Annotated in this window: 17 protein-coding genes and 1 riboswitch; of the genes, 7 read left to right on the top strand and 10 right to left on the bottom strand. The window is 69.6% G+C overall.

The genetic code is table 11. The annotated features are described in order from the left end of the window. Nucleotides 1–35 precede the first annotated feature (35 nt). Nucleotides 36–113, bottom strand: a riboswitch (cobalamin riboswitch). Between the two features lie 77 nt (nucleotides 114–190). From ICC28_RS32775 to ICC28_RS32760, 4 genes are all read right to left on the bottom strand, one after another. Beyond that, nucleotides 191–697 carry a GNAT family N-acetyltransferase gene (locus tag ICC28_RS32775; RefSeq protein WP_188292421.1) on the bottom strand — a complete coding sequence of 169 codons (507 nt, stop codon included), beginning with the start codon at nucleotides 695–697 and terminating at the stop codon, nucleotides 191–193. Between the two features lie 81 nt (nucleotides 698–778). Beyond that, the gene (gene mctP / locus ICC28_RS32770; RefSeq protein ID WP_188292420.1) at nucleotides 779–2,377 is read right to left on the bottom strand and encodes a monocarboxylate uptake permease MctP; all 1,599 of its coding nucleotides are present in this window, start codon (nucleotides 2,375–2,377) and stop codon (nucleotides 779–781) included. Further along, the gene (locus ICC28_RS32765) at nucleotides 2,374–2,631 is read right to left on the bottom strand and encodes a DUF3311 domain-containing protein (protein WP_188292419.1); all 258 of its coding nucleotides are present in this window, start codon (nucleotides 2,629–2,631) and stop codon (nucleotides 2,374–2,376) included. The genes mctP and ICC28_RS32765 overlap by 4 nt, the downstream gene beginning before the upstream one ends. Nucleotides 2,632–2,814: 183 nt before the next feature. Further along, on the bottom strand, nucleotides 2,815–3,579 hold the full coding sequence (locus ICC28_RS32760) for a GntR family transcriptional regulator (RefSeq protein WP_188292418.1): 765 nt from the start codon (nucleotides 3,577–3,579) through the stop codon (nucleotides 2,815–2,817). A 309-nt stretch (nucleotides 3,580–3,888) separates the two neighbouring features. Here ICC28_RS32760 and ICC28_RS32755 point away from each other — a divergent pair, with 309 nt between their 5' ends. The 4 genes from ICC28_RS32755 (at nucleotide 3,889) to ICC28_RS32740 (ending at nucleotide 8,543) form a co-directional block, all read left to right on the top strand. Next, entirely contained in the window at nucleotides 3,889–5,166 is a 1,278-nt protein-coding gene (locus ICC28_RS32755; protein WP_188292417.1) for an extracellular solute-binding protein, read from the top strand. A 78-nt stretch (nucleotides 5,167–5,244) separates the two neighbouring features. Beyond that, the gene (locus ICC28_RS32750; protein WP_188292416.1) at nucleotides 5,245–6,228 is read left to right on the top strand and encodes a carbohydrate ABC transporter permease; all 984 of its coding nucleotides are present in this window, start codon (nucleotides 5,245–5,247) and stop codon (nucleotides 6,226–6,228) included. Next, nucleotides 6,225–7,055, top strand: coding sequence for a carbohydrate ABC transporter permease (locus ICC28_RS32745; protein ID WP_188292415.1), 831 nt, complete (start codon nucleotides 6,225–6,227; stop codon nucleotides 7,053–7,055). The genes ICC28_RS32750 and ICC28_RS32745 overlap by 4 nt, the downstream gene beginning before the upstream one ends. Before the next feature lie 9 nt (nucleotides 7,056–7,064). Continuing rightward, nucleotides 7,065–8,543: a glycoside hydrolase family 3 protein gene (locus ICC28_RS32740; RefSeq protein WP_188292414.1), complete on the top strand. Its 1,479-nt coding sequence runs from the start codon at nucleotides 7,065–7,067 to the stop codon at nucleotides 8,541–8,543. Between the two features lie 165 nt (nucleotides 8,544–8,708). On the opposite strand, the gene nagB is transcribed toward ICC28_RS32740, so the two are convergent. Both nagB and ICC28_RS32730 read right to left on the bottom strand, forming a co-directional pair. Then, a complete protein-coding gene (nagB, locus tag ICC28_RS32735; protein ID WP_188292413.1) occupies nucleotides 8,709–9,494 on the bottom strand; it encodes a glucosamine-6-phosphate deaminase in 786 nt (261 codons plus the stop codon). A gap of 159 nt (nucleotides 9,495–9,653) precedes the next feature. Further along, complete coding sequence (locus ICC28_RS32730; RefSeq protein ID WP_188292412.1) at nucleotides 9,654–10,406, bottom strand: SDR family oxidoreductase; 753 nt, start codon at nucleotides 10,404–10,406, stop codon at nucleotides 9,654–9,656. 96 nt (nucleotides 10,407–10,502) lie between these two features. On the opposite strand from ICC28_RS32730, the gene ICC28_RS32725 reads away from it, so the two are divergent. Both ICC28_RS32725 and ICC28_RS32720 read left to right on the top strand, forming a co-directional pair. Continuing rightward, nucleotides 10,503–11,135 carry a TetR/AcrR family transcriptional regulator gene (locus ICC28_RS32725; protein WP_188292411.1) on the top strand — a complete coding sequence of 211 codons (633 nt, stop codon included), beginning with the start codon at nucleotides 10,503–10,505 and terminating at the stop codon, nucleotides 11,133–11,135. Between the two features lie 415 nt (nucleotides 11,136–11,550). Then, nucleotides 11,551–13,017 carry a sensor histidine kinase gene (locus ICC28_RS32720; protein WP_188292479.1) on the top strand — a complete coding sequence of 489 codons (1,467 nt, stop codon included), beginning with the start codon at nucleotides 11,551–11,553 and terminating at the stop codon, nucleotides 13,015–13,017. Between the two features lie 206 nt (nucleotides 13,018–13,223). Here the strand turns inward: ICC28_RS32720 and ICC28_RS32715 are convergent, their stop codons facing one another. Both ICC28_RS32715 and ICC28_RS32710 read right to left on the bottom strand, forming a co-directional pair. Beyond that, on the bottom strand, nucleotides 13,224–13,481 hold the full coding sequence (locus tag ICC28_RS32715; RefSeq protein WP_006142322.1) for a WhiB family transcriptional regulator: 258 nt from the start codon (nucleotides 13,479–13,481) through the stop codon (nucleotides 13,224–13,226). 319 nt (nucleotides 13,482–13,800) lie between these two features. Further along, nucleotides 13,801–14,769 carry a diacylglycerol/lipid kinase family protein gene (locus tag ICC28_RS32710; protein ID WP_188292410.1) on the bottom strand — a complete coding sequence of 323 codons (969 nt, stop codon included), beginning with the start codon at nucleotides 14,767–14,769 and terminating at the stop codon, nucleotides 13,801–13,803. A gap of 136 nt (nucleotides 14,770–14,905) precedes the next feature. On the opposite strand from ICC28_RS32710, the gene ICC28_RS32705 reads away from it, so the two are divergent. Further along, the gene (locus ICC28_RS32705; protein WP_188292409.1) at nucleotides 14,906–15,340 is read left to right on the top strand and encodes a hypothetical protein; all 435 of its coding nucleotides are present in this window, start codon (nucleotides 14,906–14,908) and stop codon (nucleotides 15,338–15,340) included. Between the two features lie 689 nt (nucleotides 15,341–16,029). Here the strand turns inward: ICC28_RS32705 and ICC28_RS32700 are convergent. Further along, entirely contained in the window at nucleotides 16,030–17,172 is a 1,143-nt protein-coding gene (locus ICC28_RS32700) for an RNA polymerase sigma factor SigF (RefSeq protein WP_317454143.1), read from the bottom strand. A 17-nt stretch (nucleotides 17,173–17,189) separates the two neighbouring features. Continuing rightward, nucleotides 17,190–17,603 (bottom strand): anti-sigma factor, encoded by a 414-nt coding sequence (locus ICC28_RS32695; protein ID WP_015657891.1) that lies wholly within the window; start codon nucleotides 17,601–17,603, stop codon nucleotides 17,190–17,192. Nucleotides 17,604–17,716: the final 113 nt, after the last annotated feature.

The raw sequence follows: 17,716 nt of genomic DNA, 5'->3' as shown, positions 1-17,716 counted from the left end.
GGCACCCGGCCGGACGGCCGGGCACGCTGTCGGCAGGTCCTCGGACTGGACAGGCGTGCGGAAGCACGCAAGTACACCGTTGCGGGACAGTTCCGGATTCGCACCGGATTCCCCTGCGGCGACAGCGAGCATGAGCATACATCTTGTGCCGGGGCGCGGTGACGCCCCCAGATGTTGTGTCGCGTCGGCTTCAGAGCGTCAACCGATAGGTGAGGAGAGTGAACTCGCCGTGCTCCGGGATCGGGTTCCAGTCCCGTTCCGGGGCGCGGACGAAGCCGAGCCGTTCGTAGATGCGATGGGCGGCGTGCATGGCGGGCTGGGTCGACAGGATGACGGCCGTGCAGCCGGGGGTGTTTCTCGCGCGGTCGACGCAGGCGCGTACGAGCGCCTCTCCGGCGCCGCGGCCGCGGGCCGTGCGGGCGACGGCGAGCATGCGGATCTCGGCCTCTCCGGGGCGTGCGAGGTCGGCCATCGGGCCGCCGGCGGGGACGAAGGTGACCCCGCCCAGGACGCGGTCGTTCTCGGCGGCCACCAGGACGTCCGCGGCGGCCGCCCGCTTGGCCACGTCCCTCAGTTCGCCGAGGTACCGGTCGCTCCCGCCGAAGGTGAGGAGGCCGTCGTGCAGGTAGGCCTCGGCCGTGAGGGTGCCGAGGGTGTCGTATTCGGTGGGTTCTGCCTGCCGGATCACGATGTCCATGCGGCCGAGTGTGCCGGACGGCCGTGAGGACGGGCCGCCGGATTCCTCCGGCGGCCCGTCGGTCACGAGTGGGGCGGCTGCCTAGTGAGTGCCCACCGGCAACTCCGTCTTGACCCCCGGGTCCCCCGCGTCCGCCGTGTAGTCCTCCGGCTTCGTCTCGTCGACGCCCTCCGGAGCCTTCATCGCCTTCAGGACGAAGGTCAGGCCCACCGTCACCACCAGGTTCAGCACGAACGCCGTCAGGCCGATGTAGCCGATCTCGCCGATTCCGGGGATCTCCTTCGAGGAGCCGCCGAAGTGCTTCTGCGTGGGCGAGGCGACTCCGTACGCGGCCACTGTGCCGTAGATCATGCCGACCGCCCAGCCGCCGAGCAGGGCCCAGCGGTGGAACCAGCGGGTGAACAGGCCGCCGACCAGGGCCGGGAAGGTCTGCAGGATCCAGATGCCGCCCAGCAGCTGGAAGTTGATGGCGACCGTCTTGTCCATGGTGAGGACGAAGGCCAGCGCGCCGACCTTCACCAGCAGCGAGACCAGCTTGGAGACCTTGGTCTCCTGCGCGGCCGTGGCGTCGGGCTTGAGGAAGTCCTTGTAGATGTTGCGGGTGAACAGGTTCGCCGCCGCGATCGACATGATCGCCGCCGGCACCAGGGCGCCGATGCCGATTGCCGCGAACGCCACGCCCGCGAACCAGGCCGGGAACATGTTCTCGAACAGCTGCGGGATCGCCAACTGCCCGTTCTTGACGTTGACTCCGGCCGCGATCGCCATGAAGCCGAGCAGCGCGAGCAGGCCGAGCATCAGCGAGTACAGCGGCAGGATCGTGGTGTTGCGGCGGATCACCTCACGGCTCTTGGAGGAGAGCGTCGCGGTGATCGAGTGCGGGTACATGAACAGCGCCAGCGCGGAGCCCAACGCCAGCGTGGCGTACGTCCATTGGCCCGCCTCGGGCGGAATGAGACCGCCCGCCCCGGCGGCCTCGTACTTCTCGCCCGCCTTGGCGAAGATCTCGTCGAACCCGCCCAGCTTGATCGGGATGTAGATGATCGCCACCGCGATCACGAGGTAGATCAGGGTGTCCTTCACGAACGCGATCAGCGCCGGGGCCCGCAGCCCCGAGGAGTACGTGTACGCGGCCAGTACACCGAAGGCGATCAGCAGCGGCAGGTCCTTGATGAACCAGTTGGTGTCCTCGCCGCCGCCGACGCCCATCACGTCCAGTACCGCCTGGATGCCGACGAGTTGGAGCGCGATGTACGGCATGGTCGCGAGGATGCCGGTCAGCGCCACGGCCAGCGACAGGCCCTTGGAGCCGAAGCGGCCGCGCACGAAGTCCGAGGTCGTCACATAGCCGTGCCGGTGGGACACCGACCACAGGCGGGGCAGGAACGTGAAGATGAGCGGGTACACCAGGATCGTGTACGGCACCGCGAAGAAGCCGGCCGCGCCCGCCGCGTAGATCGCCGCAGGGACGGCCACGAAGGTGTACGCCGTGTACAGGTCGCCGCCGAGCAGGAACCAGGTGACCCAGGTGCCGAACGAGCGCCCGCCCAGGCCCCATTCGTCGAGACTGTGCTCGTTCTCGGCCTTGCGCCAGCGCGCGGCCAGGAAGCCCATGACCGTGACGGCCGCGAAGAATAAGATGAAGACGGCGAGCGCGACGCCGTTCACGCCGTCGTTCACCGGCCCGCACCTTCCCGGCGGGCGCGCTGGTCACGCTGCCACAGCTTGTACGCGATCATCGTCAGGGCGGTGGAGATCGGCACCCAGGCCATCTGGTACCAGTAGAAGAACGGCATGCCGATGAAGACCGGGTCGGTCTTCGCGTACGACCCCACCCACAGCATCGCCACGAAGGGCGCGACGAGGCAGAGGGCGATGACGACGCGCACGGGTGTCACCACCGGCTCTCTGCGCGCCTCTGGGGCATCTGACATCACTGCGACTCCGTCCCCTCACCGATCGCCTGTGTAACGCGCAGGCAATCTAGGTCACGGCGTCGCAGAAGCGGAACCCCTCGTCCGCATATCGGTCCCCGGTCTCATCCCCTTCGCAAACCCCGGGGTGTCAGCCCTTCACAAACCCCGACTCCGGCTTCACAGAACCCGACTCCGACCCGCTCAGTCCTGCGGCCGCTTCAGGCGGGCCACGAACTTGTACCGGTCCCCCCGGTACACCGAGCGCACCCATTCCACCGGCTGTCCGTCCCGGTCCAGCGAGTGTCGGGAGAGCATCAGCATGGGCAGGCCCACGTCGGTGCCGAGCAGGCCGGCCTCGCGCGGAGTGGCCAGCGAGGTCTCGATGGTCTCCTCGGCCTCGGCGAGGTGGACGTCGTAGCCCTCGGCCAACGCCGTGTACAGGGAGGTGTACTTGACGAGGGAGCGGCGCAGCGCCGGGAAGCGCTTGGCGCTCAGGTGGGTGGTCTCGATCGCCATCGGCTCGCCGTTGGCCATGCGCAGGCGCTCGATGCGCAGCACCCGGCCGCCGGCGGTGATGTCGAGGAGGCCGGCGAGCCGGTCGTCGGCGGTGATGTAGCCGATGTCCAGAAGCTGCGAGGTGGGTTCGAGGCCCTGGGCGCGCATGTCCTCGGTGTAGGAGGTGAGTTGCAGCGCCTGCGAGACCTTCGGCTTGGCGACGAAGGTGCCCTTGCCCTGGATGCGCTCCAGGCGGCCCTCGACCACCAGTTCCTGGAGGGCCTGGCGCACGGTGGTGCGCGAGGTGTCGAACTCCGCCGCCAGCGTCCGTTCGGGCGGGACCGGCGTGCCCGGCGCCTGGGTCTCCGTCATGTCCAGCAGGTGCTTCTTCAAGCGGTAGTACTTGGGCACGCGCGCGGTACGGACGGTGGGCCCACCCTCGTTCTCCGCACTGCTGACGTCGGTGCTCATGCTCTGCCTTCCCGGCTCCGGATGCGGGTCACATCGTGATCCCTTCTGTATACCGTCACCACCTGTTTTGGTCTAGTCCAAAAGGTCAAGTGGTCTAGTGGAGGAGAGTACTCCGCCGGGGCTGTTTTCGCTGCCTTCTTACTTAAAGGTTCCTTCATATGTAGGTCGGATAACGGCTGGTCAGAGGCGGTTCGAGCACCCTTGACACGCTTCCTGGTCTGGTCCAAGCTCCCGGTACTGGTCTACACCATTGGTCCAGGTCCCAGCTCCATGGGCGGGGGGGTGTGGGCATCCCTTGAGGAGGGTGGCGTGAAGCGCAAGCTGATATCCGCGATCGGTGTCGCGGCAATGATGGTCTCCATCGCGGCATGCGGTGGCGACGACGGCAGCGACGAGGGCAAGACCGGCGCCGACGGGTACGCGGGCCAGACCCTCACCGTCTGGGTGATGGACGGATCCTCCCCGGACCAGTGGCAGAAGGACGTCGCCGCCGCCTTCGAGAAGAAGACCAAGGCGAAGGTCAAGTTCGAGATCCAGCAGTGGAACGGCATCCAGCAGAAGCTGACCACCGCCCTGTCGGAGGAGAACCCGCCGGACGTCTTCGAGATCGGCAACACCCAGACCCCGGCCTACGCCAAGACCGGCGGCCTCGCCGACCTCGCCGACCTCAAGGCCGAGATCGGCGCCGACTGGACGGAGTCCCTGAACAACTCCTCCGTCTTCGAGGGCAAGCAGTACGCGGCCCCCTGGTACTTCGCCAACCGCGTCGTCCTCTACAACAAGAAGGTCTGGGCCGAGGCGGGCATCAAGGACACCCCCAAGACCCGGGACGAGTTCTACGACAACCTCAAGACGATCGGCGAGAAGACCGACGCCGAGCCGATCTACCTGCCCGGCCAGAACTGGTACCACTTCGTCGGCCTCACCATCGGCGAGGGCGCCGAGCTGGTGAAGAAGGACGGCGACAAGTACGTCTCCAACCTCGACGACCCCAAGGTCGCCGCCGCCATGGAGACCTACAAGAAGTTCCAGGCCCTGTCCAAGGCCCCCAAGGACAAGGACGAGGCCACCCCGCAGCAGGGCGAGGTCTTCGGCAAGGGCAACGTCGGTGCCTTCATCGGCATGGGCTGGGAGGCCGGCATCGCCATCGAGGCCAACCCGAAGATCGAGAAGGAGATCGGCTACTTCACGATCCCCGGTCCCACGGAGGCCAAGCCCGAGGGCGTCTTCCTCGGCGGCTCCAACCTCGCCGTCGCCGCGGGCAGCAAGAAGCAGGAGCTCGCCAAGGAATTCCTGCGGATCGCCCTGTCGGACGAGCACGAGGGCCAGCTCGCCAAGCTCAACGGCGTCATCCCCAACAAGGAGGCGCTGCAGACCAACCTGGCCGGCAACGCCGTCGCCGAGGCAGCCGCCCCGGCCGCCGCGGGCGGTGGCACCACGCCGCTGATCGCCGAGTGGGCCGCCGTCGAGAACGAGCCCAACCCGATCAAGTCCTACATGACCGCCGTGCTGAACGGTAAGTCCCCGGCCCAGGCCGCAAAGCAGGTCGAGGACGAGTTCAACAAGCGCCTTTCGCAGCAGCAGTAGAGGCACCGGGGTGGAGGGCCGCCGCACGGCGGCCCTCCACCCCGCGTATCGGCAGGTCGAGGAGAAGAGAACGCGAGCATGACCGTGCAGACCGAACGGCCGCCCTCCGGCCCGGCGGACGTAACCAAAAGGGGCGAACGGCGGCCCGCGGCCCCGCGATCCGCCTCCCGCGCCGGGGCCCTCGCCCCGTACCTCCTGCTGCTGCCGGCCTGCACGGCCTCCGTGCTGCTGCTCGGTTGGCCGCTGCTGAAGGACGTACTGCTGTCGTTCCAGAACCTCAACATGGCGCAGCTGATCCAGCACGCCACCGAGTGGAACGGCATCGACAACTACAAGGAGGTCCTCACCGGCGAGGACTTCTGGCGCGTCACCCTCCGCTCGATCGTGTTCACGGCGGTCAACGTCGTCCTCACCATGGTGCTCGGCACCCTGGTCGGCCTGCTGCTGGCCCGCCTCGGCAAGCGGATGCGGCTGCTGCTGATGATCGGCCTGGTGCTCGCCTGGGCGATGCCGGTGGTCGCGGCGACCACCGTCTACCAGTGGCTGTTCGCCCAGCGCTTCGGCGTCGTCAACTGGGTGCTGGACAGGCTCGGCTGGCACTCCATGGCCGACTACAGCTGGACCAGCAGCCAGATGTCGACATTCTTCGTCGTCACGCTGCTGATCGTCTGGATGTCCATCCCGTTCGTCGCCATCAACCTGTACGCGGCCACCACCGTCATCTCCGCCGAGCTGTACGAGGCCGCGGCCCTCGACGGCGCGGGCGCGTGGAAGAGCTTCACCACGGTCACCCTGCCGGTCCTGCGGCCCTTCCTCTACGCCACGACGTTCCTCGAAGTCATCTGGATCTTCAAGGCGTTCGTGCAGGTCTACGTCATCAACGCGGGCGGCCCCGACCGGCTCACCGAGATCCTGCCCGTCTACGCCTACATCGAGGGCGTCGGCAACCAGCACTACGGCATGGGTGCCGCCATCGCCGTCCTGACCATCCTGATCCTGCTCGCCATCACCGCCTACTACCTGCGGATCGTGCTCAAGCAGGACGAAGAGGGGGAGCTGTGAAGCGCACGCTCTTCGGCCGCATCTGGCCCAACGTCACGGCCGCCGTCCTGTTCGTCGGCTGCGTCTTCCCCGTGTACTGGATGTTCTCCACGGCCTTCAAGCCGACCGGCGACATCATCTCCGAGAACCCCGTCTGGTTCCCCACCGACTTCACCTTCGAGCACTTCAGGACCGCGACGAGCGTCGACCACTTCTGGACCTATGTGTCCAACTCGCTGATCGTCACCAGCCTCGCGGTCGTCTTCTCCCTGATCATCGCGCTCGCCGGGTCCTTCGCCCTGGCCCGGATGCGGTTCAAGGGCCGGCGCGGCTTCATCGTCGGCTTCATGCTGGCCCAGATGGCACCCTGGGAGGTCATGGTCATCGCGATCTACCTGATCGTGCGGGACGCCTCCCTGCTGAACAGCCTGATCCCGCTGACCGTCTTCTACATGATGATGATCCTGCCGTTCACCATCCTGACGCTGCGCGGCTTCGTCGCCGCCGTGCCGAGGGAACTGGAGGAGGCGGCCATGGTCGACGGCTGCACCCGCGTCACCGCGTTCCGCAGGGTGATCCTGCCGCTGCTCGCGCCCGGCCTGATGTCGACCTCCATGTTCGGGTTCATCACCGCCTGGAACGAGTTCCCCCTCGTCCTGGTCATCAACAAGGAGGCCGAGTCCCAGACCCTGCCCCTGTGGGTGTCCAGCTTCCGCACCGCCTTCGGTGACGACTGGGGTGCCACGATGGCGGCCTCCTCCCTCTTCGCCGTCCCGATCCTGATCCTCTTCGTCTACCTCCAGCGCAAGGCCGTCAACGGCCTGACCGATGGCGCCGTGAAGGGATAACGCCACCCGATGACGACTTTCGCCAGCGATACCCTGACGCGGGACGCCCTCACCGTCCTCCAGCCCGGCTTCTCCGGCACCACTGCCCCCGACTGGCTGCTGCGCCGCCTCGGCGAGGGCCTCGCCTCCGTCGGCCTGTTCGGCCGCAACATCGCCTCGCCCGAGCAACTGGCTTCCCTCACCGCCCAGTTGCGCGCCGAGCGCGAGGACGTGCTCGTCGCGATCGACGAGGAGGGCGGTGACGTCACCCGCCTGGAGGTGCACACCGGCTCCTCCTTCCCCGGCAACCACGCCCTCGGCGCGATCGACGACGTGGAGCTGACCCGGGAGGTGGCCGCCGAACTGGGCCGCCGCCTCGCGGCCTGCGGCGTCAACCTCAACTGGGCCCCGTCGGCGGACGTGAACTCCAACCCGTCGAACCCGGTCATCGGCGTCCGTTCCTTCGGCGCCGACACCGCCCTGGCCGCCCGGCACACCGCGGCCTATGTCACCGGCCTGCAGTCGGCGGGTGTCGCGGCCTGCACCAAGCACTTCCCGGGCCACGGCGACACCGCCGTCGACTCCCACGAGGCGATGCCGCGCATCGACGCCGGCCTCGACGTCCTCGCGGAACGCGAACTGCCCCCGTTCCGGGCCGCCATCGCCGCCGGGACCCGGGCGGTCATGACCGCCCACATCCTGGTCCCGGCGCTGGACCCGGCCCGCCCGGCAACGTTGTCCCCGCGCATCCTCACCGACCTGCTGCGCGGCGAACTCGGCTACGACGGCCTGGTCGTCACCGACGGCATGGAGATGCGGGCCGTCGCCGCCACCTACGGCATCGAACGCGGCAGCGTCCTCGCCCTCGCGGCCGGTGTCGACGCCATCTGCGTGGGCGGCGGCCTGACCGACGAGGAGACGGTACGACGCCTGCGCGACGCGCTGGTCACCGCGGTCCGCACGGGCGAGCTCCCCGAGGAACGCCTGGCGGAGGCGGCCGCACGCGTCCGCTCCCTGGCCCGCTGGACGACCGCGACCCCGGCCGCGGAGGCGGCACCCCGCCCGGAGATCGGCCTGACGGCCGCCCGCCGAGCCCTGCGGGTGACGGCTCCCCGGCCGCACGAGCCCCTGGCCGAGGCCCCCTACGTGGCCGCCCTCACCCCGGTGGCCAACATCGCGGTGGGCGACGAGACCCCCTGGGGCGTGGCCGCCGAACTCCGTGAGCTCCTGCCGGGCACGGAGACGGCCACCTACACCGACGAGACCGCGGCCCGGGCGGCCCTGGAGGCAGCGGGCCCCCGCCGCATCGTCGCCGTCGTCCGCGACGAACACCGCCACCCCTGGATGTCCAAGACCCTGGACACCCTCCTCCACGAACGCCCCGACACGATCATCGTCGAAATGGGCGTCCCCCAGTCCCCGCCCAGAGGCGCCCTGCACATAGCGACGCACGGCGCGGCAAGGGTCTGCGGCCGGGCGGCGGCGGAGATCATCGCAGGGCGCCGGTAACGGCTACGACGACAAAGGCGCCGGTCCCCGTGGAAAAGGGGACCGGCGCCGTCACGCGCCCAAGGGGCGCGGGGCTGTATCGATCTGCGGCTCCGCCGCGTGGGCGCGACAAGCCACACACCACCCGCACTCCGAAGACCACAGCCCCGGCAGACGAGCCCGCTGCTAAATCCCCTGCCAATCAGGCTTGTTCGCATACGTGTGCCGGAAATAGTCCGCCAGCTTCAGCTTGGAAGCGGCCCCCTCGTCCACCACGACCGTCGCATGCGGATGCAACTGCAACGCCGACGCAGGACACACCGCGGCAACCGGCCCTTCCACGGTCGCGGCAACGGCATCGGCCTTGCCCTCACCCGTGGCCAGCAGCACCAGGTGCCGCGCCTCCAGAATCGTGCCGATCCCCTGAGTGATCACGTGATGCGGCACCTGCTCGATGTCACCGTCGAAGAACCGCGCGTTGTCCACCCGCGTCTGTTCCGTCAGCGTCTTGATCCGCGTCCGCGAGGCCAGCGACGAGCACGGTTCGTTGAAGCCGATGTGCCCGTCCGTCCCGATCCCCAGCAACTGCAGATCCACCCCGCCGGCCTCCGCCAGCGCCGCGTCGTACGCCGCGCACGCCGCCTGCACGTCCTCGGCCGTCCCGTCGGGCCCCATGAACGCGTCCATGCCGATCCCGAGCGGCTCCAGCACCTCTCGCCGCAGCACCGAGCGGTACGACTCCGGATGCTCGGCCGGCAGCCCCACGTACTCGTCGAGCTGCGCGATCCGCGCCCGCGAGGTGTCCACGGCACCGGACCGCACCTTCGCCGTGAGCGCCGAGTAGATGGGCAGCGGCGTCGAACCGGTGGCCACGCCGAGCAGGGCGTCGGGCTTGCGCCGCAGGAGCTGTGCCATGGCCTCGGCGATGAGCTCGCCGCCCGCCTGGGCGTCCGGAACGATGACTACTTCCACGCTGGGCCTGCCGATCTGGAGAGGGGGCTCAACCGGTGACTCAAACCGGTACCCGAGAGGGGCAATGTGGTTTAGACCAATCTAACAGAGGAGGGCCCCGCCTCCCAGGCGAACCAGTGCCGGACACGCACGGAGGGCGCGTGTCCGGCGGCGGACGTCTCAGGTCAGTGAACCTCCCGTCGCGTCCACCCAGCTCCCCGTCACCCACCGTCCGTCGTCCGAGGCGAGGAACGCCACCACGTCCGCGACGTCGGCCGGCTGCCCCACCCTGCCCAGCGCCGATATCGCCTCGGCCTGGGCCATGCCGCCCGCGGGGCCGTAGAGGAACTCGGCGGTGATGTCGGTGTCGATGAGCCCGGGCGCCACCGAGTTCACCGTGATGCCCCGCGGGCCGAGGATCTTGGACAGGTCCCGGGAGAAGACGTCCAGGGCGCCCTTCGTCATGGCGTAGGCGATGTTGTCCGGCATGACCGCGGTCCGGGCGAGCCCCGAGGAGATGTTGATGATCCGGCCCCCGTCCCGCAGCCGTGCCACCCCGTGCTTGACGACGAAGAACGGTCCCTTCACATTCACGGCGAAGACCCGGTCGTAGGCCTGCTCGTCGATCGCGTCGATCGGCGGGGTGTTCCCGATGCCCGCGTTGTTCACCAGGATGTCCAGGCCGTCCGCGTGCCGGTCGAACTCCTCCCACAGTGCCTCGGCGTCGCCCGGCACGCCCAGCTCCACGCCGATCGCGAACGCGGAGCCGCCCGCCGCCTCGATCGCGGCGACCGTCTCCTTCGCCGCCGTCTCGTTCCGGCCGTAGTGCACGGCGACCCGTGCGCCGTCGCGGCCCAGCCGCTCGGCGATGCCGCGTCCGATGCCCCTGCTCGCCCCCGTCACCAGAGCGGTCCTGCCTGCAAGTACGCCCATTCCGGCGCCCCCTCGTCATTTATCTAGTGGTCGCTACAGAAAGACCGTAGATCACGGCGGCGGCGTTTGTCTAGCGCCCGCTATAAAATGCACTCCATGGTGACCAGCGAGCAGACGAAGGCGCAGGCCGGGGCCTCGACGAAGCGCCGCGGCCGACCCCGTTCCTTCGATCGGGAGACCGCACTGGAGAAGGCGCTCCTCGCGTTCTGGGAGCGTGGTTACGAGGCCACCTCCGTCTCCGACCTCACCCGGGTGATGGACATCGGCGCCCCGAGCCTGTACGCGGCCTTCGGGGACAAGCGGTCCCTCTTCGAGGAGGTGGTCCGCGAGTACGGCACGAGGTACGGCTCCTTCACCGACCGGGCCCTCGCCGAGGAGCCCACCGCCCGCGCCGCCGTCGCCCGGATCCTGCGCGAGGCCGCCGCCGAGTACACCGACCCCGGGCACCCCTCCGGCTGCCTCGTCGTCCATGCGGCCACCAACTGCTCGACCCCGGAGGTGGAGGAGTCGCTGCGGGTCCGGCGCAATGCCAACATCGCCGCCATCGAGAGCCGTATCCGGGCGGACGTCGCCGCGGGCGAACTGCCCGCCGGAACCGATGCGGGCGCGCTCGCCCGGCACGCCGGCGCGATGATCCAGGGCATGTCCCAGCAGGCGCGCGACGGCGCGAGCCGTACGGAGCTTGAGGCACTCGCGGAAATTGCCCTGTCCATCTGGCCCCGCACATGAACCCACAAGCGTTAGGCTGCGTGGTGAATGCTGGGACGTCCGACCAACCGGAGTCCCGGACCGGAAGCGACAACAGCAAACATCCTCCACCGCATGGACACATCGAGTGGTCTAGTCCACAATGGTGAGCAGTCCATGTGCATGTGATACGAGGACGCAGGCTTCCGCCTTCCCCGCACAGGAGGGCGGACCGAGGAACCGGTGCTCTCTGCCCTGACTGCCCCGGCTCCTCATCCTTCGGCCGACGGGACCGCACACCCCCCGGCCGATATTGCTCCGGGCTGCGGTGCCGGGAGGGTTGAGGGTCCCTCTCAGGCGCCGCGGCCCGCGGGTGTCCCCGACGGCCCTTCCGAAACGGCGGCCGTATATTTCAGGGCCGTACAAACCGCCAGGTACGCTCACCCACGTGCCCTCCATGAACGAGCTGGTCCACCAGCACACCGCCCTCGACGAGTCCGACCTCGAGTGGCTCCATCTGCTGGTCTCGGAGTGGCAACTGCTCTCCGACCTCTCCTTCGCCGACCTCGTCCTGTGGGTCCCCACCAGCGACGGCACCCGCTATGTCTCCGTCGCCCAGATGCGGCCCAACACCGGCCCGACCTCCTACCAGGACGACATGGTGGGCCACCTGGTCCCGCGCGGCCGCCGCCCCATGCTGGACGCCGCCCTCGACGAGGGCCGGATCGTGCGCGAGGGCGACCCCGAATGGCGCGAGGAGGTCCCCGTCCGGGTCGAGTCGATCCCCGTACGACGGGACGGGCGCGTCCTCGGCGTCATCGCCCGCAACACCAACCTGCTCACCGTGCGCACCCCGAGCCGACTGGAGCTGACCTACCTCCAGAGCGCCTCCGACCTCGCGCAGATGATCGCGGCCGGCTCCTTCCCGTTCGCGAACCAGCAGGTCGACATGGACGCCTCGCCCCGCGTCGGCGACGGCCTCATCCGCCTCGACGCGGACGGCGTCGTCCAGTACGCCTCCCCGAACGCCCTGTCCGCCTACCACCGGCTCGGCCTCGCCGCCGACCTCGTCGGCCACCACCTGGGCAAGACCACCGCCGAACTCGCCCCGACCCACGGCCCGGTGGACGAGGCGCTGGCCAAGGTGGCCAGCGGATGGGCGCCCCGCGAGTTCGAGATCGAGTCCGACGACGGAGTGATCCAGTTCCGGGCGATCCCGCTCAAGCCCAAGGGCACCCGGATCGGCTCGCTCGTCCTGCTCCGCGACGTCACCGAACTGCGGCGCCGCGAACGCGAGTTGATCACCAAGGACGCGACCATCCGGGAGATCCACCACCGGGTGAAGAACAACCTCCAGACCGTGGCCGCCCTGCTGCGCCTGCAGGCCCGGCGCATCGAGTCCGACCGCGGGCGCGAGGCGCTCGAAGAGGCGGTACGCCGGGTCGGCTCGATCGCGATCGTCCATGAGACGCTGTCCCAGAACCTGGACGAGCGGGTCGAGTTCGACGAGATCGCCGACCGCGTCCTCGCCATGGTCGCCGAGATCTCGCCGGGCAAGGTCACCGGCCGGCGCACCGGCCGCTTCGGCATCCTGGACGCCGAGGTCGCCACCCCGCTGTCGATGGTCCTGACCGAAGTGCTGCAGAACGCCCTGGAGCACGGCTTCCGGCAGGGCGACACCGGCACCGTCGAGGTCTCCGCGGTCCGCGGCGGCACCTCCAAGGAGGCCCGCCTCCTCGTCACCGTCCAGGACGACGGCGTCGGCCTGCCCGAGGGCTTCGACCCGCACACCGCGGGCAACCTCGGCCTGCAGATCGTACGGACCCTGGTGGAGGGGGAGTTGGGCGGTACGTTCGACATGGTCCCGGCGCCGGAGCGCGGCACGCAGGTCATCCTGGACATCCCGGTGCGGGCGCAGAAGTAGCCGCCGAAGCGGATGCGGGCATCCGTGGACAGCAATGAGCCCCGGGCCGTCATCGGTCCGGGGCCAAAAGCTCATGCGATGGGGGTACCCCCATGCTCTTCAAGCTATGGGGGAGCATTGGGGGTACTGCGCGCTGCGGCTCGGGGGCGGGAGATGCGTACTCGCTGTACGCGCCGCCAAGCTCAGGCTGTTGCGGGGCGGGTGTGTCAGGCGGAGGCCTGACGGGCCCGGTTGCGGGCGGCGCGGCGCTTCATGGCGCGGCGCTCGTCCTCGCTGAGACCACCCCAGACGCCGGAGTCCTGACCGGACTCGAGCGCCCACTGCAGACACTGATCCATGACGGGGCAGCGACGGCAGACGGCCTTGGCTTCCTCGATCTGCAGCAGCGCAGGACCGGTGTTGCCGATGGGGAAGAAGAGCTCGGGGTCTTCCTCGCGGCAAACGGCGTTGTGACGCCAGTCCATGGCTGCTACCTCTCCTTGGTATTACGTGCAAGTTGCTTGTGAATGTGAACGCTTTCACGAATCCCTCAACAAGTGAAGGGCCGACCGACAGGTTGCCCTGGCGTGGTCCTGTGAATTGAAGAGGGGTTCCGGTGATCTCTGGAGCCGGTGTTGCGGGCTGTCCCGATCGCCACGTAGAGACTCGCAAACCTCAGCGGCGGATACAACCCCTTCCGGAAAGTTTTTTTTGATTCCTCGGTGTCGACTAGGTCACAGCCGTACTTCCATGGGGTGGATCCTGGCCTAAACGTTCGAGTGAAAGGACTTTAGCCTCTTCTGCTCACACAATCACACGCAGTGCACGGCGTACGCCTGTGAACGTCACGCTCGTACGCAGTCCCAGGTGGTCGCCGTCCATCTGCAGGGGCAGCGGCACCTTCGAATGCAAGGTGAACCGGTCCAGGTCGTGCAGTGAGACGGCATGCTTCCCATGAGGGCCACGCTCAGGGGACGAAGTGAGCAACTGGGTGCCATACCGGGCGACGGCGGTCGTCGTCATTCGGCTGAGACCGAGTACGTCGAGCCCCTTGTCGAACGAGGCTTTAGGCGACGCGTACATCGGGTGATTGCCCAGGAACGTCCACGGAGACGTGTTCGACACTATGGACAGCACCAGATCGGTCACCGGCTCGGCGTCCGCCCGCTCCAGCGTGATCGTCCCGTGCCGGCGGTGCGCCTCGCCGAAGAACTGGCGCAGGGCCTGGCGGACGTAGAGCGCGTGGGTGGATTTCCTGCCGCGCTCCCGCTGCTGCTCGACCCGGCCGACCACTCCGGCGTCGAAGCCGAGGCCCGCGTTGAAGGTGAACCAGCGCGAGGGCACCGCCTCGTCCTCGGTGCCGGGCGTTCCCGAGGTCAGTCCCAGGCCCACCGTGCGCTCGCTGCCCTCGCGCAGGGCGTCCAGCAGGGCGCCGGTGGCCTCCACGGCGTCGTTGGGCAGGCCCAGGGCGCGGGCGAAGACATTGGTGGAGCCGCCGGGGACCACCGCGAGGCCGGGCAGGTGCTCGGGGTCGGGTCCGGCGTGCAGCAGGCCGTTGACGACCTCGTTGACCGTGCCGTCGCCGCCCAGGGCCACGACCAGGTCGACGTCCTGGCTCTCCGCGGCCTGCCGACCCAGGTCGCGGGCGTGGCCGCGGTACTCGGTGGTGACCGCCTCGAGCTTCATCTCGCTCGCGAGCGCATGGATCAGGACATCGCGCGTACGTGCGCTTGTGGTGGTTGCCGCCGGATTGACCACGAGAAGTGCACGCATGGACTGCAGCGTACCTACTGGGTGGTACCGATCCCAGGCCGAGTAGGGATCTCGTAAGAGAATCAGTGCGTGAACCTCGCCACGGGCGCCCCCACCTGCCCCGGGGCGCACGCCCCGCGAGGGCTACCCTTCAGGGGTGAGTGCTGAGCAGAACCCCGCCCCGGAAGACGGACCCCGCCCGCGGCGGCTGACGTACGCGGCGGCGCTCGCCGCACTGGAGGGGCTCGCCCTGGTCGTGGGCGGCGTCTGGATTTTCGTCCTCGGCCTCATGGGCGACGCGGACGACCGTCAGCAGGCCGTCACCGGCGGTGTGACGCTCGTCGCGCTCGCGCTGCTGCCCCTGCTGGCCGCGCGCGGGCTGCTCGCCCGGCGCGGCTGGGCCCGCGGCCCCGCCGTCATCACCCAGATCATGGCGCTGCCCGTGGCCTACAACCTGCTCCAGGCCGACAGCATGGCCATCCCCGCCGGAATCGCCCTCGGCCTGGTGGCCGTCACCGCCCTGGTCCTCCTCATCAACGCCGAGACCACCCGGGCCCTCGGGATCCGGGGCCCCGGCAACGCACCGGAGTAGCGCCGCAGAGGCTGCGCCTCGCCAGACGCCTCCGCCCAGCCTGCGCGCCGACCGACGCCTTCCGCCGGACCGCTTCTCGGTCGGCGGCTTCCGTCGGATGGCTCCTCGACCGATGTCTCCCGCCGGGGGTGCTCGTCGGTCGGGTGGCGGCTTGTGCCGGGCTGCTTCTCGGTCGGTGGCTTTCGTCGGATGGCTCCTCGACCGATGTCTCCCGCCGGGGGGGCTCGTCGGTCGGGTGGCGGCTTGTGCCGGGCTGCGCCTCGGCCGGTGGCTTCCGTCGGGGTTGCTCGTTGGCGGGCGGCTTCCGCCGGGGTTGCTCGTCGGGCAATGGATCCGCGGGGCTCCTTCTCGGCCGGGCGGAGCCGTCGGTCAGTGGCCCCGCCGGGATGCTCTGCGGCCGGCGGTTCCCGCCGGGCCGCTTCTCGGTCGGCGGCGTGGCTCGTTCCGCTCCCCGTCCGGAGCGGCCGGCGTCACCTCAGCCGCAATCCCCATGGGCTGCGGCCTCGGCTCCGGCGGGCGGGATCGCCACGGGCTGCGGCCCGGCTCCGACGGCCGGAACCGCTGGCGCAGGGCCCGACCCACAACCCCCGCTTCCGCCGGGGCCGCTTGTCGATCGGCGGCTCCGGCGGCCTGCGTCGCGGCCCGCAGGTTCCGTCGGTCTGGCGGCGTGAGCCGTGGGTTGCGGTGGGCTACTCCTCCACCAGCAGCTTCTCCCGAAGTTGTGCGAGGGTGCGGGCCAGCAGGCGGGAGACGTGCATCTGCGAGATGCCGACCTCCTGCGCGATCTGCGACTGGGTCATGTTGCCGAAGAAGCGCAGCAGCAGGATCCGCTTCTCGCGCGGCGGCAGGTCCTCCAGCAGCGGCTTGAGGGACTCGCGGTACTCGACGCCCTCCAGCGCCTCGTCCTCCGCCCCGAGCGTGTCCGCCACGGCCGGCGACTCGTCGTCGGTGTCGGGGACGTCCAGGGACAGCGTGGAGTACGCGTTGGCGGACTCCAGGCCCTCCAGGACCTCCTCCTCCGAGATGGCCAGCTTCTCGGCCAGCTCATGGACCGTGGGGGAGCGGCCGTGCAGTTGGGAGAGCTCGGCCGTGGCCGTCGTCAGCGCCAGGCGCAGCTCCTGGAGCCGGCGCGGCACGCGCACCGCCCAGCCCTTGTCGCGGAAGTGCCGCTTGATCTCGCCGACCACCGTCGGAGTCGCGTACGTGGAGAACTCCACGCCGCGGTCCGGGTCGAAGCGGTCGACCGACTTGATCAGGCCGATGGTGGCGACCTGGGTGAGGTCGTCCAGCGGCTCGCCGCGGTTGCGGAACCGGCGCGCGAGATGCTCCACGAGCGGCAGGTGCATGCGGACCAGCTGGTTGCGCAGCTCCGCGTACTCCGGGCTGCCGTCCTTCAGCCCGCGCAGCTCGACGAACATGGCGCGCGCCCCGCTGCGGTCCTGAGAGGCGTGCTGCGTGGCCTGCCCGCTGTGCGCACCCAACGCATCGTCCCCGGCGTGTCGCTCGTGCTCGCTCATCGTCCCGCCCGTAGCCCTTCCCCGAGCCCCCGCCCCGGCCCGGACAGGGGAGGCCCCGATCCGTTCCGCCAAAGGCGTGGCCTGCACGGCACCCTGTCGATCCCGCCGCCCGTCGGCCGGGCCGCCGGCCTCGGCCGAGGCGCCGGAGTCGTCCTCCGGGTGCGGCCGGGCCTGCTCGGGGATGCCGTCGACGCCGTGCGCCATGCGCCGCGAACCGAGCGCCGAGTTCTCCCGCAGGTCCTCGGCGTCGCTCGGGCGGGGCGCACCCCCGCCCTCGGCGGGCAGCTCCCGTGTCCCGCGCTCTTCGTCCCGCACCGGCCCGTCCCCGTTCCTCACGCCGGCCCGGGTCCCGCGCCGCGCTGTTTGTAGAGGCTGATCGAAACGGTCTTGTCGTCGTCCACGGCGGAGGAGACCTTGCCCGCGAGCGCGGACAGCACGGTCCAGGCGAAGGTGTCCCGTGACGGTGCGTGACCGTCCGTGGTCGGAGCCGAGACCGTCACCTCCAGTGAGTCGTCGACGAGGCGGAAGACGCAACTGAGCACCGAGCCGGGCACGGCCTGCTGCAGCAGGATCGCGCAGGCCTCGTCCACCGCGATGCGAAGGTCCTCGATCTCGTCGAGGGTGAAGTCCAAACGGGCGGCGAGGCCGGCAGTCGCCGTACGCAGCACCGACAGGTAGGCACCCGCAGCCGGCAGCCGGACTTCCACGAAGTCCTGGGTCGCGGGCTCGCCTGCGATCTGGGACACCCTCACCTCCAAGGTGGTACAAGCGTTTCGGGGCCGGGGGTCGCCCCCCGGGTAACGCGATGTGTGGTTCAGCGGTGACGCTATCGCGCTCTCAACTTTCCTGTCCCCGGGAC

This window comes from Streptomyces sp. TRM68416, assembly GCF_014596915.1.
Classification (GTDB): Bacteria; Actinomycetota; Actinomycetes; order Streptomycetales; family Streptomycetaceae; genus Streptomyces.
This window is presented reverse-complemented; position numbering and strand designations above follow the sequence as displayed.

Coding starts and splice junctions, on each gene's coding strand:
- ICC28_RS32750 (WP_188292416.1), top strand. CDS start 5,245: ATGACCGTGCAGACCGAACGGCCGCCCTCCGGCCCGGCGGACGTAACC.
- ICC28_RS32725 (WP_188292411.1), top strand. CDS start 10,503: ATGGTGACCAGCGAGCAGACGAAGGCGCAGGCCGGGGCCTCGACGAAG.
- ICC28_RS32740 (WP_188292414.1), top strand. CDS start 7,065: ATGACGACTTTCGCCAGCGATACCCTGACGCGGGACGCCCTCACCGTC.
- ICC28_RS32760 (WP_188292418.1), bottom strand. CDS start 3,579: ATGAGCACCGACGTCAGCAGTGCGGAGAACGAGGGTGGGCCCACCGTC.
- ICC28_RS32765 (WP_188292419.1), bottom strand. CDS start 2,631: ATGTCAGATGCCCCAGAGGCGCGCAGAGAGCCGGTGGTGACACCCGTG.
- ICC28_RS32715 (WP_006142322.1), bottom strand. CDS start 13,481: ATGGACTGGCGTCACAACGCCGTTTGCCGCGAGGAAGACCCCGAGCTC.
- ICC28_RS32720 (WP_188292479.1), top strand. CDS start 11,551: ATGAACGAGCTGGTCCACCAGCACACCGCCCTCGACGAGTCCGACCTC.
- ICC28_RS32730 (WP_188292412.1), bottom strand. CDS start 10,406: ATGGGCGTACTTGCAGGCAGGACCGCTCTGGTGACGGGGGCGAGCAGG.
- ICC28_RS32710 (WP_188292410.1), bottom strand. CDS start 14,769: ATGCGTGCACTTCTCGTGGTCAATCCGGCGGCAACCACCACAAGCGCA.
- ICC28_RS32775 (WP_188292421.1), bottom strand. CDS start 697: ATGGACATCGTGATCCGGCAGGCAGAACCCACCGAATACGACACCCTC.